This window comes from Acidobacteriota bacterium (genome assembly GCA_039030395.1).
Taxonomy (GTDB): domain Bacteria; phylum Acidobacteriota; class Thermoanaerobaculia; order Multivoradales; family JBCCEF01; genus JBCCEF01.
In genome coordinates, this window is the sequence record JBCCEF010000007.1 from 186872 (window position 1) to 202703 (window position 15832).

A 15832-nucleotide genomic window follows, 5' to 3' on the forward strand; every position below is an offset into this window, starting at 1 on the left:
CGCTCGATCAGCGATCCCAGGTCCAGGCCCTCGTCAACGCCAAGGGCGCCTGAAGCCACACGAATAGTCGTCGGCTCCACCCCAGATAGTTGACGTACAGGTAGCGATGTGCCGCCGGCTCACTTTTCGACCTGGGTCGTCCCGGCCTAGCCGCCATTGGCTCGCTGGCCCTAAGATCTCGATGTACGCCAGGTGCTGCCCGGACACCAGCGCCGGCAGAGCGGTATGCTCGGCCCACTATGTATTCGTGGATCCTAGAGGTGCTGTTGGGTGATTCCAGCGGGAACCCGCGAGGCACTCCTCCTGACACCGCCGAGCCAAGGCCCAAGTCGTAAGGGCCATGGAAGGGCCAGGCAAGGTCCCTATTGGCCTTTCGGACGGACCCGGCGGTTCTTGGGTCGCGCCCTAGCTCAGCGTGGGCAGCCCCGCACCCGAAGCTGTTCCCTGCGCCGCAGCCTTCACACCCCTTGCGTTTGACTCATCGCGCCAAGCCCCCTACAATGTCAAAACAACATATCGACTGAGAACACCCTGGAGGGGATATGAGGACACGCTCGTTCGTTTCGGCCGCAGTCATCGTCGCGCTCGCCGCGGCAGTTCAATTTCCAGCCCTGGCGGCGGAGTTCCGCGTCAACCTGAACGACGAGTCGAAGCAGCGCCACGCGGTGGTGGCCTACGACGCCGAAGGCGGCAGCCTGGTGGTGTGGACCAATCTGCGCTACGGCATTTCCGCTCGCTATTTTCCGGCGCGCGGCGAGGCGTCGCGGGACCTCAACTTGGTGACCAATCGCTGGATCGACCAAAACCCCGGCGAGGGCACCGTCTTCATCCGCAAGGACCCCACCGTCGCCTTCCACCCCTCGGGCGATTTCTACCTCTTCTGGACCGAAGAAACCTCGTATCTGCGGGCCTCCATTTTCCGCGAGGACATCACCATCTTCAGCCAGGACATTCTCGGCCAGCGCTTCCGGGTGGACGGCACGCCGGTGACCGGGCGCTTCCGGGTCAACCGCAACCGCGACACTTTCAACACCGACCCGGAGATTGCCATGCGGGACAACGGCAGCTTCGTGGTGGTGTGGCGGTCCGACGTGCGCACCTGGCAGCGGAACGGTTTCCGGCCGGGGCCGTCGCAGACCGAGGGTATTTTCGGCCGCCTCTACCGGCGTGGCGGAGCTGCCGCTGGTCCAGCTTTCAAGATCGATGACGATCCCGCCGGCCGAACCACCAAGAACCCCGCCGTGGCGATCACCGGTAACGGGCGCTTTCTGGTCGCCTGGCAACGGCAGGTGAACGACGTCGTCGAGGTGCGAGGCCGTCTGTTCAGCGCCGACGGCGCCGCGGACGGTGCCTCCTTCCAGCTCAACGGGGCGGACGGCATCGGTCACTACTCCCCCGCCGTGGCGGCCCAGGACGGGCAGTTTCTCACCGCCTGGACCACCCGAACCGGCCCTCGGGAGTATCGGGTGATGGGCCAGATGATCGGCCGCGGCGGCTCCTTCCTCGGCCCGCAACTCGCCCTCTCCGCCAGCCCGACGGACACCGACGACGAAGACCGCGCCCATGCCTTCGCCAGCATCGCGGCGAGCCCGGACGGCGGCTTCATCGCCGGCTGGCTCACCTGGCACGGCGATCTGCAATCGTCCGCCGACGCCCGCTGGTTGGATGCTCTCGGCAACCCCACGGGCTTCCCCTTCCGACTCAACGAGCACCACTTGTCGAGCCAGCAGCTCGATCTGGCGGTGGCGCCCAACGGCGGTGTCACGGCGGTGTGGGAAGGCTACACGGACGGCGAATTCGGCATTTCGGCCCGGGTGATCGCGCCCGGCGAGACCAAGCCGGCCCCCATCACCCCGACGGGGGTGGTCGTCTCCCTGCCGTAGCGCCTCGCAAGCAGGACCAACTCTGGCGCCCCCTTGACGCCAGGGCCCTCACGGCGCCACAGTGAAGCCATGCTGTGGCGCCTCACCCTTCTCTTCGTCGCCGTACCCCTCGTCGAACTCGCCCTGCTGGTCTTTCTCGGCCAGCGGGTGGGCATCGTCCCGACGGTGCTGCTGGTGATCGCCACCGGCGTGCTCGGCGCGTCCCTCGCCCGCTACCAGGGCTTGGCCACTCTCGCCAGCTTCCGCCAGGCCGTGGAAGCGGGACGGCCGCCGCACCAAGAGCTCGCTCAGGGCGCCCTCCTGCTGGCCGCCGGCGCGGTGCTCCTCACTCCGGGACTGCTGACGGACATTGCAGGGTTCTCCCTGCTGGTGCCGAGGGTGCGGAGATGGGCGGGGAGGAGACTCGTGCGGATGATCGGTCGGCGCTTCCAGAGGGTCCAAGTCGGAAAGCGGGTGGAAAGCCGCGGGGACGCCCCGCTCGATGTGGAGTGGGAAGTGGTAGACGACGAGCCGAGCTGAGCAGAAGGGAAGAATCCTGGCGCAGCGAGTCGCCGCGCCAGGATCATCGAATCGAATTCTTCAGCAGGGACCCACGCGATCGAGCGACACCCCCGCCTGCTGGCGAATACAGTCGTTGCCGTAGGTCACGCCGTCGCAGCCACAGACCGGGTCGAAGATTTCGATACACGCGTCGGGGATCGGAAGGCAGACGCCGCCCAGGTCCGCCACGTTGCACATCCCGGCAGGAAACTCACAGAAGTCGCCGCCTTCGCAGGCCAAGCCAGCGATGGTTCCACACACTGTCACCTCCGAATCGAAGGCGTTGGTGTCGGCGATGCCGTAGCGGTTGCCCGGCGGGTTGTAGTACGTCCGTGGCGTCTCGGTCACCGTGTCGAATACATCCACCCAGTACTCGACATCGGACAACGAGCCCAGGAACACCCACACCTTGCCGTTCGAAGCCCGTCCGTCGATCGCTTTCAGGACCACCTCGAAGTTCTGGTCGTTGAAGAACCAGAACATGCCGGTCTCGTCCGTCAGCGTCACCGGCGTGCCTCGCCCCTCGGTGCCGCCATCGTGCTGGTTCTTGAACCGCACCTTGGCCTGCAGCCGGTCATCGAGCAGGCAAAGGGTTTCGCCGTCCTCCGGACATTCGGCCCAAACCTGTGCGGCGCCGCTCAACGCGAGAACCAGGCAAAAACCGACGAGAACCAAGCGGGCGGAGACGGATTTTCTCTCTGAGATCTGCATCAGATCCCTCCTTCTCGTTATGCTGTTACCCCATCCTAGCAACTTAACCCTTGACTCCGAAGCACTATTCCATCACAATTCATCCGGATGAACGGATTGATCGCTTCCACCCCGACTGCACCGGACATTTTCGACCGCATGGGCGTCCTCTCGGAGCCCACTCGCGGCCGGTTGCTGGTGCTGCTCGAAGATCACGAACTCACCGTAACGGAACTATGCACGGTGCTGCAGCAGCCGCAGTCGACGGTCAGTCGCCACCTCAAGGTGCTCGGTACCGGCGGCTGGGTGGACTCCTGGCGGGACGGCACCAGCCGGCGCTACCGCATGGACGAGGCGATCGACGACGAGGTGCAGAACCTCTGGCGTCTCGTCCGGCAGCAGATCGCCGGCCTGCCGGCCGCCACCCAAGATCGCTCCCGCCTGGCGGCGGTCCTGGCGGAACGGCGATCGCGTTCCAAGGAGTTTTTCTCGTCGACCGCCGGCGAGTGGGATCGGCTGCGCCGTGAGCTGTTCGGAGAGGGTTCCGAACTCGGACCGCTGCTGGGTTTGATCGACCGTACCTGGGTGGTGGGCGACCTCGGCTGCGGCACCGGACCGACCTCCAAGGTTCTCGCCCCCTTTGTGGATCGGGTGATCGCCGTCGACGAGTCGGCGGAGATGCTGGAGGCGGCCACGGAGCATCTGGCCACCGATCACCCCAATGTGGAATTGCGGCGCGGCAGCCTGGAGTCCCTGCCGGTGGCCAAGAAAGAGCTCGACGCCGCCCTCCTGATCCTCGTCCTCCACCATCTGCCGGACCCGAAGGCGGCGCTCGCCGAAGTGGCCCGGGTGCTCACTCCCGGCGGCAAGCTCTTGGTGGTGGATATGGTGCCCCACGACCGCGCTCGCTATCGCCAGGAGATGGGGCACCTGTGGCTCGGCTTTTCCGAGGATCAGATGACGCGGTGGCTGGACGAAGTGGGCTTCGAGACTCCCCACCGCATGCACCTGCCGCCGGATCCCAAGGCCAAGGGACCGAACCTCTTTGTCACGACCGCCCGGATGGGCGATGGACCGGCCGGCAAGCCGAACGACTCAAGGAACTAGACCTGACCTACCCACTACGCGGTGTTCCGCACCGCTTTTCGTACTAGGAGATTTCACCGATGATCACCGCAACCGCAACGCAACACTCTTTCGCCGCCGCCCGGGAGGCGGGCCGTGAGCCCTTCAAGGTGGCCGATCTGTCGCTCGCCGACTGGGGCCGCCGCGAGATCCGCCTGGCCGAACACGAGATGCCCGGCCTGATGGCCCTCCGGGAGCGCCACAAGGACGACCAGCCGCTGGCCGGCGTCCAGATCATGGGCAGCCTGCACATGACCGTGCAGACGGCGGTCTTGATCGAAACCCTGGTGGATCTCGGCGCCGACGTGCGCTGGGTGTCCTGCAACATCTTCTCGACCCAGGACCACGCCGCCGCGGCGGTGGTGGTGGGCCGCGAACGGACCGGCGGCACCGTCGAGGATCCCAAGGGCACGCCGGTTTTCGCCTGGAAGGGCGAGACCCTGCCGGAGTACTGGTGGTGCACCAGCGAGGCGCTGACCTGGCCGGACGGCAGCGGCCCGCATCTGATCGTTGACGACGGCGGTGACGCCACCCTGTTGGTCCACAAGGGCGTCGAGTTCGAGAAGACCGGCGAGGTTCCCGCCTTCGACGAGTCCTCCGAGCCGGAGGAGTGGGGGGTCATCCTCGACCTGCTGCGCGCCGAGCTTGAGAAGGACCCGCAGCGCTTCACTCGCATGGCGGAGGGCATCCGCGGCGTCTCCGAGGAGACCACCACCGGCGTCAACCGCCTCTACCAGATGATGAAGGACGGCTCGCTGCTGTTCCCGGTGATCAACGTCAACGACTCCGTCACCAAGAGCAAGTTCGACAACATCTACGGTTGCCGCCACTCGCTGGTCGACGGCCTCAACCGCGCCACGGACGTGATGATGGGCGGCAAGGTGGCCGTGGTCTGCGGCTTCGGCGAGGTCGGCAAGGGTTGCGCCCAGTCCTTGAAGGGTCAGGGCGCGCGGGTGATCGTCACCGAGATCGACCCCATCTGCGCCCTCCAGGCGGCGATGGAAGGCTACGAGGTGAAGACCCTCGAAAGCGTGCTCGAAACGGCGGACATCTTCATCACCGCTACCGGCAACAAGGACATCATCACCGCCGACCACATGGCCCGCATGAAGGACAAGGCGATCGTCGGCAACATCGGCCACTTCGACAACGAGATCGACATGGCCGGCGTCAAGAAGTTGCCCGGCATCCAGGTGATCAACATCAAGCCGCAGTACGATGAGTGGGTGTTCCCGGACGGCCACAGCGTGCTGGTGCTGGCTGAGGGTCGCCTCCTGAATCTCGGTTGCGCCACCGGCCACCCGAGCTTCGTAATGTCCGCCTCCTTCACCAACCAGGTGCTGGCGCAGATCGAGCTGCACCAGAATCCGGAGCGCTACGGCCGCGAGGTCTACGTGCTGCCGAAGCATCTCGACGAAGAGGTCGCCCGGCTCCACCTGGACCACCTGGGCGTCGAGCTGACCCGCCTCACCCACGATCAGGCCGAGTACCTGGGCCTCGACTTGGATGGCCCGTACAAGCCCGATCATTATCGGTATTAGTCGCTCCACGGGGGGCTGGGCTCAAGTCCCAGCCCCTCCTACCCTCCCAAGTAGCCCAGCGCCCGGAGCCGGGCCTTTTCCTCTTCGGAAAGTGGAGCGCGCTCGCTCTCTGCCTCCGGAATCGGTTGCGCCGAGGCGCGAGTCTTCTCCAGCAGCTCCCTCATTTTATCGACTGCCTCCGGGCGCCCTGGCGCGAGGTCGTTCGCTTCCCCGGGATCCGCCGCCAGATCGTAGAGCCGCGGTGGTTCGTCCAGCGGGAAGATCGCCTTGAGGTTCTCTACCCGCACGGTGCGCCACTGCACACCGGTGGTCACCGGCCGGTCAGCCCGGCGGGTCTGCAGGTCCACGCCGTCGAGATCGTTGCCCGGCAGGCCGGTCTTCGCCAGCAGGGTGGGCACCAAATCGATGGCGCTCGACGGAACTTCGTTCACCCGTCCGGCCCGCTCACCGGAGGCCGGCCATTTGATGATCAGCGGTACCCGCACCACCTCTTCCCACCACTTGCCATGGGTCAGTTCGCCGTGCTCGAAGAGCAGCTCGCCGTGGTCGCTGGTGACGACGATGGTCATGGCGTCGTAGAGGCCCAGTTCCCGCAGCCGGTCGAACAGGTGGCCGAGAGCCTCGTCGGTGGCGGCGACACCGGCGTCGTAGAGGAAGCGCAGGATCTCCGGCTCCTCCGGCAGGGGAGCGATCCGCCCCCGCTCCAGGCCTTCGAGCAGACCCGCCGCGCAGGTCGCCTGCCGGCAGCCGTAGCCCGGCACGCCGAAGCGCTCCTCCACCGTCGCCGCCGTCACCCCCTGCCCTTCGTAGGGCAGGCGAGCGTGATCCGAGTGCGGTTCGAAGGTGTGGAGGAAGTAGAAGAACGGCTCGCCGCGGTGGTCCGTGATCCAGTCCAGCGCTTCGCGCACCAGAGGCGCCGTGCGCCAGCGGACGGTGCGGTAGCTCTCGAAGCCGCGATCGAAGCCGAATTTGGGATCGAGCCAGGTGCAGTCATAGACCAGGCCCGCCGTGCGGTAGCCGGCGGCGCGGAAACGCTCGGCGAGGGTCTCCACTTCCGCCGGTAGAACGCCCTCTGGATCCGCCGTGGGACCCAGGGCGGCGAGCCGTCCGGTGAGGAGCGCGCCGTGGGACGGCTTGGTCCAGCTCGCGGCGGCGTAGTGCGGCGCGAACACTTCGCCGTCGGCGGCGAGGCGTTCGAGGGACGCCATGCGCGCCGCCCGATCGTGGCGCAGGGTGTCCACCGAGATCAACAGCACCGGCGACCGCTCGGGCGGCGATACGGGCGGTACCGCCAGGCGATGCTGCAACCGAAAGTCGCTCAGAAAGAGCCGTCTTGGCCCTTCGAAGTCGGCCCGCAGCACCAACCGCAGCGGCTTGCCGGAGTATCCCGAGAGATCTACTTCATGGTGCCACCAACCCTCGGTCCCGGCGAGCGGCAGGGACTCCTCCAAGAGCAGCGAGTCGCCGGACCACGCCGCGAGTTGCAAGGCACCGGTCGATTCTCCCCGGCGGCAGCCGGACAGAACCCATCGTCCGTCGCGACCTAGCGGGGCGATCTCCGCCACCAGCTCTTCGCCGGCGCGCACCCGGCGAGAGAACCTGGTTTCGTCGGCACAGGGAAAGGGAGCCGGCTCACCGCCGGACAAGGAGGAGCGAAGGCCCTGCCCGATCACCCAGTCCACCTCCCGGCGGATCTCGTCGGAGCGAGCACAACCTGTCCAGGTGACCAGGACCGACAGGAGGACCGCCAAGGCGAAGTAGGTCACTCCCCGGTGGAGCTTCATCGCAGCACCAACGCCACGGCGAAGGCGATCACTGTGAGGGTCACGATCCACCGCAAACCGCGATGGCCGGCCAACACCGCCAGCCGCACGCCAACCAGACCACCCAAGCCATTGCCGGCGGCGAGCACCAGGCCGAGGGACCAGTCGACCTGGCCCTGCCAGGCGAAGATCGCGAGAGAAAGAACGACGGAGATAAGGACGATCAGCACCTTGAGGGCGTTCGCCCGCACCAGATCCATCCCCACGCGACTCAGCACTGCCAGCAACAGGAAGCCCACCCCCGCCTGGACGAAGCCGGCGTAGACGCCGACGCCCAGAAACGCCACGACGGTCGCCCCCCGGGACAGGGAGCTCTCGCCCGGCCGCTCTGTCCGGTGGCCCCACAAGCTCCACAGCGAAACCACTACCATCAGCACCGCCAAGATCCGCCGGAAGGCCTCGTCACCGACCACCAGGGCGAGGGCGGCACCGAGTAGAGTGCCGGCCAGCACCGGCACGACGGCGCTCACCGCCCGGCCGCGGTCGAGCAGACGCCGCCGGTCGAAGCCCCACACCGAGGTGACCCCCTGCAAGAGAATGCCCACCCGGTTCGTGCCGTTGGCGACGGTCGCCGGCAGGCCTAGAAAGATCAACATCGGCAAGGTGAGAAAGGAACCGCCACCGGCCAGCACGTTGAGAACGCCGGCGAGGAAGCCGACGGCGAAAAGGGCGAAGAGGAGCACAGCGGAGACATTCTGTCAGGCGTCGCGGCGCGCCGGTGATGTAGAGTGGGCCTCTTGGGTGTTGTGCCCGAGGAGATCCAAGTTCTTTGACCCATCATGAGGTGCGGTGGCCCGCGTTTGACGCGAGCCTCGACGGACGGCGAAGGTCGCCCGTCGAAAGGGAAGTCCGGTGCAAAGCCGGCACGGCCCCCGCCACTGTATCCGGGGATGAAACCGGGAAAAACCCACTGTGTGGGAGAGATCGAGCGCGTTTCGGCGCGAAGTCGGTTGCTCACATGGGAAGGACCCGGCGGTAAGACGATCCGGAAGTCAGGAGACCTGCCCACCTCACGCGCACCGGTTCGCCCTTCTCGGCGAACTCCCCTCGGGGTGAGGGGAAGTCCAAGGCCCGAAGCTCACCGCATCGCGCTCCTCCTCCCCCGTGTCGTGCGTTTCAGACCGGAAAGGAGCCGACCCATGCGTCGCATCCTCATACTGGCCGTTCTCGTCGGGGTGACGGGGTCCGCGGCCGCCCAGCAAGCCCGTTCCTCCTCGGCCGCCGCCGAGACCACCGGCCATGTCGTCCCGCAGTACGCCGATGAGGTGGTGGTCACCGCCACCCTCGAAGAAGAAAAGCGCCCGGAGATCTCCGCCACGGTAACGGTGATCTCCGGCGAGGAAATCCGCCGCCGCCAGGCGCCGGAGGTCCTCGACCTACTGCGCACCGTTGCGGGTGTCTCGGTGGTGCGCTCCGGCTCGCCGGGCAAGGTCACGTCTCTCTTCACCCGCGGCACCAACTCCAACCAGACGCTGTTCCTGTGGAACGGCGTGGCGATCAACGACCCGTTCTTGGGCGCCCTCGATCTCTCCGGCCTGTCCACCGAGGGCATCGAGCGGGTGGAGGTGGTGCGCGGTCCCTTCAGCGCCCTCTACGGCGGCGACGCGGTGGGCGGCGTGGTGCAGCTCTTGCCGGCCCGCCACCGTGGGGTCGCCCTGCGGCTGGAAGGCGGCGAGGACAGCCTGCGGCGCGGCGGAGTGACGGCCGGCCTCGATACCGGGGCGGTGCACTTCGACTTCATCGGCCAGGTCCGGCGAGGCGACGGCACCGTCGACAACGACTTCTACGACGCCGAGGAGATCACCCTGCGTGGCGACTGGGCGCCGCGATCGGATCTCTCGATCGGCCTTTCTCTCCGCGGCCTCGAATCGGAGGTGGGCATTCCCTTCGACTTCTTCGGCAACCCCAGCCCGACGCAGAGCAACCTGCGGGAGAGCCGACAGATTCACCTGCCGGTGCGCTGGACCGGCGCCACCTGGAGCGCCGAAGGACATCTGGCCGAATACCGCAACGACCTGGAGGCGCGCGATCCCGGCAATCCCTTCACCGCCAGCCAGACGGACGCCGTCTCCCGCACGGCGCGCACGGTCGTGCGCCGCAAGTTCGCCGGCGAGCGCGGCTGGGTTGCCGGCGGCGGCGAGTGGGACGAGCAGACCGCCGACCGACAGGACGCGTTCTCGGTTCTCCCGGAGGTGGAGCAGAGCACCTGGGCGGCCTTCGCCCAGGCCCACTACCGAGCGGGCATCGCCACCTTGGACGCCGGCCTGCGCCACGACGATGCGGATTCCTTTGGCAGCGAGACCAGCCTGCGCCTCGGAGGAGTGGTGGCCCTCGGAGAACACGCGCGGGTGCGAGCGAACTACGGCGAGGGCTTCCGGCCGCCCACCCTGTCGGACCTCTACTTCCCGGGCTTCGGCAACCCGGATCTCGAAGCGGAGCGCGCCGAAAGCTGGGAAGTCGGCCTGGAATCGGAGCGCGGTCCTTGGGGGTTCGGCCTGGTGGCCTTCAACATCGATCAGGAGAACTTGATCCAGTTCGCCCCGCCGACCTTCCAGCCCTTCAATGTCGGCCGCGCCCGCAGTCGGGGCCTCGAAGGCGAAGCTTCTTTCGCTCGGCGGAGCTTTCGAGGGCGGCTAAACCTCACCTACCTGGAAGCAGAAGATCTCGACACCGGCCTGCCGCTGCTGCGGCGCCCGGAGGAGAGCGCCAGCCTTCTGCTCTCCTGGGGCATCGCCGACTGGACCCTCCACGCCACCGGCCGCTATGCCGGGGAGCGGGCGGATATCGGTAGCGTGACCCTCGACGCCTACACCGTCGCAGACCTCGCCGCCACCTGGAAGGTCCGCACCTGGATCGCGCCGTATGTGCGGGTCGACAATGTGTTCGACGAGGAGTACGACGAGGCCGCCGGTTTCCCGGCGCCGGACCGCACCCTGGCCGGCGGCGTCACCCTGAACTTCTGATTGGTGCCCAGGGACCAGGTGGCTTCGCCGGACGGACCCGGGCCTTCGGCCGGGTGCCGTTTTCACCCGGCCGCCTGGTGCCTGTGGCTCGTTTCCGCCCTGGTACCCGCAGCCCTCACCCGGCATCCGGCCTACCTCGGCCTGCTGGTGCTGGTGCTGGCCGCGGTGTTTTTCGGCCTGGGCCGCCGGCCCGCCCACGAACCGGGCTGGGAGGGCTTCCTGCGCTTCGGCCTGATCCTGGTGGTCTTCTCGAGTCTGGTGCAGCCGCTGCTGGTGCACCAAGGAGCCACCACCCTCTTCTCCCTACCGCGCTGGCGTTGGGACCTGGAGATCGCCGACCGGCAGGTGGGACTCCTCGACCTCGGCGGCCGGGTGACGGCGGAGAGCGTGGCGACGGGGTTCCTGTCCGGCCTGGCGCTGTTGGCGGTCTTGCTCGCCTTCGCCGCCTTTCAGCGCGCCGTGGACCCGGTGGATCTGGTGCGCCGCATGCCCCGCTTCCTACACCAGTCATCGGTGGTTCTGTCCATCGCCCTGACCTTCATCCCGCAGACCTTGGTGGCCCAACGGGAGATCCGCGAGGCACAGGCACTGCGGGGAGTCCGGCAGCGCGGCCTCCGAGGCCTCGCGCCGACCTTTGTGACCCTGCTGGCGGAAGGCCTGGAGCGGAGTCTCAACCTGGCCGAAGCGATGGAGGCGCGCGGCTTCGGTGGCGTCCAGGCCCACCGGCCGCCGGCCTGGGCCGGCTGGGCCATCGCCGGCGGTCTGTTGACAGTCCTCGGCGCCATCGTCGTGTGGCCCAGGCTGTGGCTGCCGGGCCTCGTGCTGCTGACCCTTGCCGTGCGGCGCATCGGGGCGGGGGTGCGGCGCACTCGCTTTCGGCGACTGCCCTGGACGCCCTGGGACACCGCCCTGGTGGCGGCTTGTAGTGCGTCCGTGGTCGCTCTCGTGCTGAACCGCCAGGGGCTAGCCTTCACCGCCTATCCGCGGCTCGCCTGGCCCGCTGTCCAGCTCCTGCCGATTCTCGCCATCCTGCTGCTGGCTCTTCCCCTCGGCGACATCTCTTCGGAAAGGGGTAGGGGCCCATGATTCGCTTCGAGGGCGTGACCTACCGCTACCCGCAAGGCGCGGGCGAGGATCTCGCTCCGGCCCTGTGCGATATCGACCTCGACGTGCCGGCCGGTCAGTGGTGGCTCATCGCCGGTCCCTCGGGCTGCGGCAAGAGCACCCTGTTGCGCTGTTTGAACGGATTGGTGCCCCACTTCCACGGCGGTCGCATCGCCGGTCGCCTGCGGGTGGCGAACCTGGATCCGGTAGCCGAGGGACCGCGGGCGATGAGCGAACACGTCGGCTTCCTCTTTCAGGATCCGGAAGCACAGTTCATCACCCAGCGGGTCGAGGACGAGGTCGCCTTGGTGCTGGAGAGCCATGCCGTGGCACCGCGGGAGATCGCCCATCGTCTCGATGAGACCTTCGACACCCTGGCCATTCGGCACCTCCGCTTCCGCCGCATCGCCTCCCTCTCCGGCGGCGAACGACAGAAGGTGGCGCTGGCTTCTCTCTGGAGCCTGCGGCCGAGGATTCTGGTGCTCGACGAGCCCACCTCCCAGATCGACCCGGCCAGCGCGCTCGAGATCTTCGAGGCCCTCGATCGGCTGCAACGCGATCACGGGGTGACCGTCGTCTTGAGCGAGCATCGCCTGCAACCGCTGATGAAAAGAATCGACCGGGTCGTTCTGCTCAACCGTCAAGGCCGCATCGAGCGCGTTGGAGAGCCCGCCCCGACGCTGACGGGCACTGCGTTCGCACCTCCCGTCTTGCAACTGGCGGAGCACAATCGCTGGACGACTCCTCCCCTGACCTTGGCGGAGGCCCACCGTCGCTACCGCCGATCTTCGCACGAGCGGGACAAGAGGGAACCTTCGACGCGGGTCGTGTCGCCCCCTTCGGAGCCACCTCTGCTCGAAGCTCAGGACCTCTCTTATCGCTATCCTGGCGCCTCCCGACTCGCCGTCGAGACCGTCACCCTCGCCCTTGCCGCCGGCGAGCGCTGCGCCCTGGTCGGTCGCAACGGATCCGGCAAGAGCACGTTGATCAAGCTCTTGGTGGGGCTGCTCCGTCCCGGGGAAGGGAGTGTGCGCCTCGGCGAGTCATCCCACCGGCAACGGCCGCTGGACGAGATCGGCCGTGAGGTCGGCTTGGTTCCCCAGAACCCCTCCCGCCTGCTATTCACCGAATCGGTGGCGCAGGAGATCGAGACGACCCGTCGAGCCAGGGGCCTCGCCGAAAACGCCACGGCGCGAGACGACCTGCTGAGAGAACTCGGCCTGTCGTCCCTCGCGGACCGTCATCCGCGCGATCTCTCCGGCGGCGAACGGCAGCGTACCGCCCTCGCCGCGGTGCTCGCCGGAGAACCTCGCATTCTTCTGCTCGACGAGCCCACCCGCGGGCTCGATGCGGTGTCCGAAGCAGCGATGGTCGAGAGCCTGCGTCGCCGAACCACGCCCGCGGGCAGCATGGCGGTGGTGCTGGTGACCCACGATTTGGAGCTGGTGGCGCGTTTCGCCACCCGGCTGGTGCTTCTGGAAAACGGCGAGAAGATCGCCGACGGCCCGGTGGGAGAAGTGATGGGGCGCTTTCCGGAGTTTGCGTCTTTCGCCTATCGGCTGGCTGGTGACCCCTCCCGCTTGACCGTGGAGGCCCTGCTAGAGGATGGCTAGAGTTGCGAAAAAGGACGGCGGTCTCCTGGCCCTGGTGTTGACGCTCTCCAGCGCTATCGGCCTTTACGCCCTGGCGGCGCCGTTCCTCGACCCAGCCCGCACCGTTGCCCAGCGGACCCTCGACACCGCCCGTTCCAGCGCGCGAGCGGACGACGCGCCGCTCCTCTTCTTCCTCCTCCTCGGCTGTTGTCTGCTGGCGATCATTCTGGGGCTCGAAACCCGGCGTTTCGACGCTCGACGCCTGGCAGCCCTCGGAACCCTTCTCGGTCTCAATGCGGTCCTTCGATTGATACCGGGACCCGGAGGATTCAGCGCCGTGTTTCTGTTACCCATTCTCTGCGGCTACGTGATGGGACCGACCTTCGGCTTTCTACTCGGCAGCTTGACCATGGTCGTCTCGGGCATTTTGGTCAACGCCCTGGGGCCCTGGCTGCCCTTCCAGATGCTCGCGGCCGGCTGGATCGGCTTGATCTCGGGCATGATCGGGCAGCGAGCCAGGCCGACCCTTGCAGCAAAGTTCGAGTCTCGGAAAAGCCCGCGCTGGATCCTGCTCACCGCCTGGGCCGCCGCGGCGGGCCTGGTCTACGGAGTGATCGTGAACCTCTGGTTTTGGCCCTACTTGATTCTCGACGGGGACGGTTGGGACCCTGCGCTGGGGTTGGGGAGCGCCATCGCCCGCTACACCCTGTTCTATCTCGGCTCTTCCATGTGGTGGGATCTCGGCCGCGTCGCGGGGAACGTGATTCTGATTTTGTCCGTGGGTCCGGCGATCGTCCGCTTGCTCCGACGCTTCGAATCGCGATTCGGTTTCACCGTGGATCCTGCAACCGCCCCGTAGGGCGGTCTCTGCCGATCCATTCAAGGCGAGGTCACGACTCCCAGCGACTTGCCCTTTCGACACCACACCCGCTAGAATCATTTTAGCGCTTGTTACATTTATTTGGATTCTTCTAGGTCGCCGAAATGCCGTGCGTTCCGAGATTGGGAACGTCCGGAAAGGTGATCGATGCGAGCGAATCTCTCCCATACAGGTCAAAGAGCAGCCGCCTGGGTCCATCGACTCATCTCGGGCTTGCCGCGAAGCACGCGCAGGGTGGGAGATGACCTACCGACAGATCGCTTTCAAATCCACCTCGCGATTTACCGGTTCGCCGCAGCACACTGCCGAGGCCTCAAAGCCCTCGACCTCGGTTGCGGGACCGGCTTCGGTACGGCCGAGTTCGCAAGAGCCGGAGCGGACGAAGCGGTGGGGATCGATCTAGACCCGCGCTGCGTCGCATTCGCTCGTCGTCACTTCCGAAAGACCGGGGCCGTCTTCGTCGAAGGCGACCTTTGCGCCAAGCCGGATGTCCTGCCGGTGTTGCGGAGAATCGGTGCCGAAGGAGGAGCGGACTTGGCGGTGGCCGTCGACCTGTTACACGATCTCGAGAAACCCATTCCCGCCCTCGAGGGCGCCTCCCGCTTGCTGCGAGGCGACGGGCGCCTGCTCCTCGCCCATCCCACCGACGAGCCACTCGCGGAAGAGGTCGACGAATACCTCCGCAGCAGCTTCGACGCGATTGAACTCTGGTCCGTCGAGGCACCGACGGTCGATTTGGACTCCACCGCCCATTCTGTGTTTGCGCCGGACGACTTCAAGATCTTGCCCGGCAAGAGCAGATCGCCCGAGCAGGCCTTCCAGATCTACGACTGCCAGGGGCCGGTCGACCGGCGGTCTCTGGCCGCCTCGATGTAACCTCCTCCCACAGCGCATCCTCAGCGACCGAGGAAGACGCCCTCCCCGCCAGATTGCCGACACCCTCGACAATCTGGCGCTTCTCAGCGACTCCTGTGATGAGTATCCGAGGGCCGAGGGTCCGAGAGGCTATCGAAGGTTCGAGCAGTCCAATGGGGGCCGGCAACGTTGCCCCCACAACCTTCGGACATCTTGGCGACGTGAGCACTGCTGCGGCAAGCCTTCACCGAGAGTGAACGGATCTGAGGTACGGGCATCTCTTCGCCAAAAAGAAAAACGGCCCCCGAGAATTCTCTCGAGGGCCGTTTCGGAAATAAATTCCCGGCGACGACCTACTCTCCCACGCCGTCTCCAGCGCAGTACCATCGGCGCTGAGGGGCTTAACTGCCGTGTTCGGTATGGGAACGGGTGTTTCCCCCTCGCTATTACCACCGGAAAAACCTAATTCTTAAAAGAGCAAAGATCTCGATCCCGCGCTGATGGCGTCCGTCGAAGTGCATTCGGGGGCCAAAAGCTGGTGAGAGCTTCAAGAACTGAATTGGGTTCAAAGCGATAGAATCCGCCAATCTAAGAAGAATAAATGGTCAAGCCGAACGACCGATTAGTACAGGTCAGCTAAACGTCTCGCAACGCTTACACATCCTGCCTATCAACCTCGTAGTCTTCGAGGGGTCTTCAGGGATACCTAATCTTGGAGGGGGCTTCCCGCTTAGATGCTTTCAGCGGTTATCCTTTCCGAACATAGCTACCCAGCTGTGCCGCTGGCGCGACAACTGGTGCACCAGAGGTTCGTCCATCCCGGTCCTCTCGTACTA

General features: G+C 66.4%; 12 protein-coding genes, 2 rRNA genes and 1 riboswitch. Of the genes, 9 read left to right on the forward strand and 5 right to left on the reverse strand.

Annotated features, from left to right (window positions below):
* Window positions 1–542: 542 nt before the first annotated feature.
* Complete coding sequence (locus tag AAF481_09695) at window positions 543–1883, forward strand: hypothetical protein (GenBank protein MEM7481436.1); 1341 nt, start codon at window positions 543–545, stop codon at window positions 1881–1883.
* 69 nt (window positions 1884–1952) lie between these two features.
* Window positions 1953–2402 (forward strand): FxsA family protein, encoded by a 450-nt coding sequence (locus AAF481_09700; GenBank protein ID MEM7481437.1) that lies wholly within the window; start codon window positions 1953–1955, stop codon window positions 2400–2402.
* A 60-nt stretch (window positions 2403–2462) separates the two neighbouring features.
* On the opposite strand, the gene AAF481_09705 is transcribed toward AAF481_09700, so the two are convergent.
* Complete coding sequence (locus AAF481_09705) at window positions 2463–3134, reverse strand: Kazal-type serine protease inhibitor family protein (protein ID MEM7481438.1); 672 nt, start codon at window positions 3132–3134, stop codon at window positions 2463–2465.
* 87 nt (window positions 3135–3221) lie between these two features.
* On the opposite strand from AAF481_09705, the gene AAF481_09710 reads away from it, so the two are divergent.
* On the forward strand, window positions 3222–4220 hold the full coding sequence (locus AAF481_09710; GenBank protein ID MEM7481439.1) for a metalloregulator ArsR/SmtB family transcription factor: 999 nt from the start codon (window positions 3222–3224) through the stop codon (window positions 4218–4220).
* Between the two features lie 59 nt (window positions 4221–4279).
* Entirely contained in the window at window positions 4280–5779 is a 1500-nt protein-coding gene (gene ahcY / locus AAF481_09715; protein ID MEM7481440.1) for an adenosylhomocysteinase, read from the forward strand.
* A 38-nt stretch (window positions 5780–5817) separates the two neighbouring features.
* Here ahcY and AAF481_09720 read toward each other — a convergent pair whose 3' ends face one another.
* Window positions 5818–7563: a sulfatase gene (locus tag AAF481_09720; GenBank protein MEM7481441.1), complete on the reverse strand. Its 1746-nt coding sequence runs from the start codon at window positions 7561–7563 to the stop codon at window positions 5818–5820.
* Window positions 7560–8285 (reverse strand): sulfite exporter TauE/SafE family protein, encoded by a 726-nt coding sequence (locus tag AAF481_09725; protein ID MEM7481442.1) that lies wholly within the window; start codon window positions 8283–8285, stop codon window positions 7560–7562. Before AAF481_09725 ends, AAF481_09720 begins: the two co-directional genes overlap by 4 nt.
* A gap of 116 nt (window positions 8286–8401) precedes the next feature.
* Window positions 8402–8626, forward strand: a riboswitch (cobalamin riboswitch).
* A gap of 115 nt (window positions 8627–8741) precedes the next feature.
* Between AAF481_09725 and AAF481_09730 the strand changes: the two genes are divergently transcribed.
* From AAF481_09730 to AAF481_09750, 5 genes are all read left to right on the forward strand, one after another.
* Complete coding sequence (locus tag AAF481_09730; protein MEM7481443.1) at window positions 8742–10565, forward strand: TonB-dependent receptor; 1824 nt, start codon at window positions 8742–8744, stop codon at window positions 10563–10565.
* A gap of 3 nt (window positions 10566–10568) precedes the next feature.
* Complete coding sequence (locus AAF481_09735) at window positions 10569–11651, forward strand: CbiQ family ECF transporter T component (protein MEM7481444.1); 1083 nt, start codon at window positions 10569–10571, stop codon at window positions 11649–11651.
* Window positions 11648–13282, forward strand: a complete 1635-nt coding sequence (locus AAF481_09740; protein ID MEM7481445.1) for an ATP-binding cassette domain-containing protein — start codon at window positions 11648–11650, stop codon at window positions 13280–13282. The genes AAF481_09735 and AAF481_09740 overlap by 4 nt, the downstream gene beginning before the upstream one ends.
* Window positions 13275–14120, forward strand: coding sequence for an ECF transporter S component (locus AAF481_09745; protein ID MEM7481446.1), 846 nt, complete (start codon window positions 13275–13277; stop codon window positions 14118–14120). The genes AAF481_09740 and AAF481_09745 overlap by 8 nt, the downstream gene beginning before the upstream one ends.
* Before the next feature lie 168 nt (window positions 14121–14288).
* On the forward strand, window positions 14289–15017 hold the full coding sequence (locus tag AAF481_09750; protein MEM7481447.1) for a class I SAM-dependent methyltransferase: 729 nt from the start codon (window positions 14289–14291) through the stop codon (window positions 15015–15017).
* 319 nt (window positions 15018–15336) lie between these two features.
* Here the strand turns inward: AAF481_09750 and rrf are convergent.
* Both rrf and AAF481_09760 read right to left on the reverse strand, forming a co-directional pair.
* A 5S ribosomal RNA gene (rrf, locus tag AAF481_09755) occupies window positions 15337–15453 on the reverse strand.
* Window positions 15454–15597: 144 nt separating this feature from the next.
* Window positions 15598–15832, reverse strand: a 23S ribosomal RNA gene (locus AAF481_09760); the annotation flags it as partial.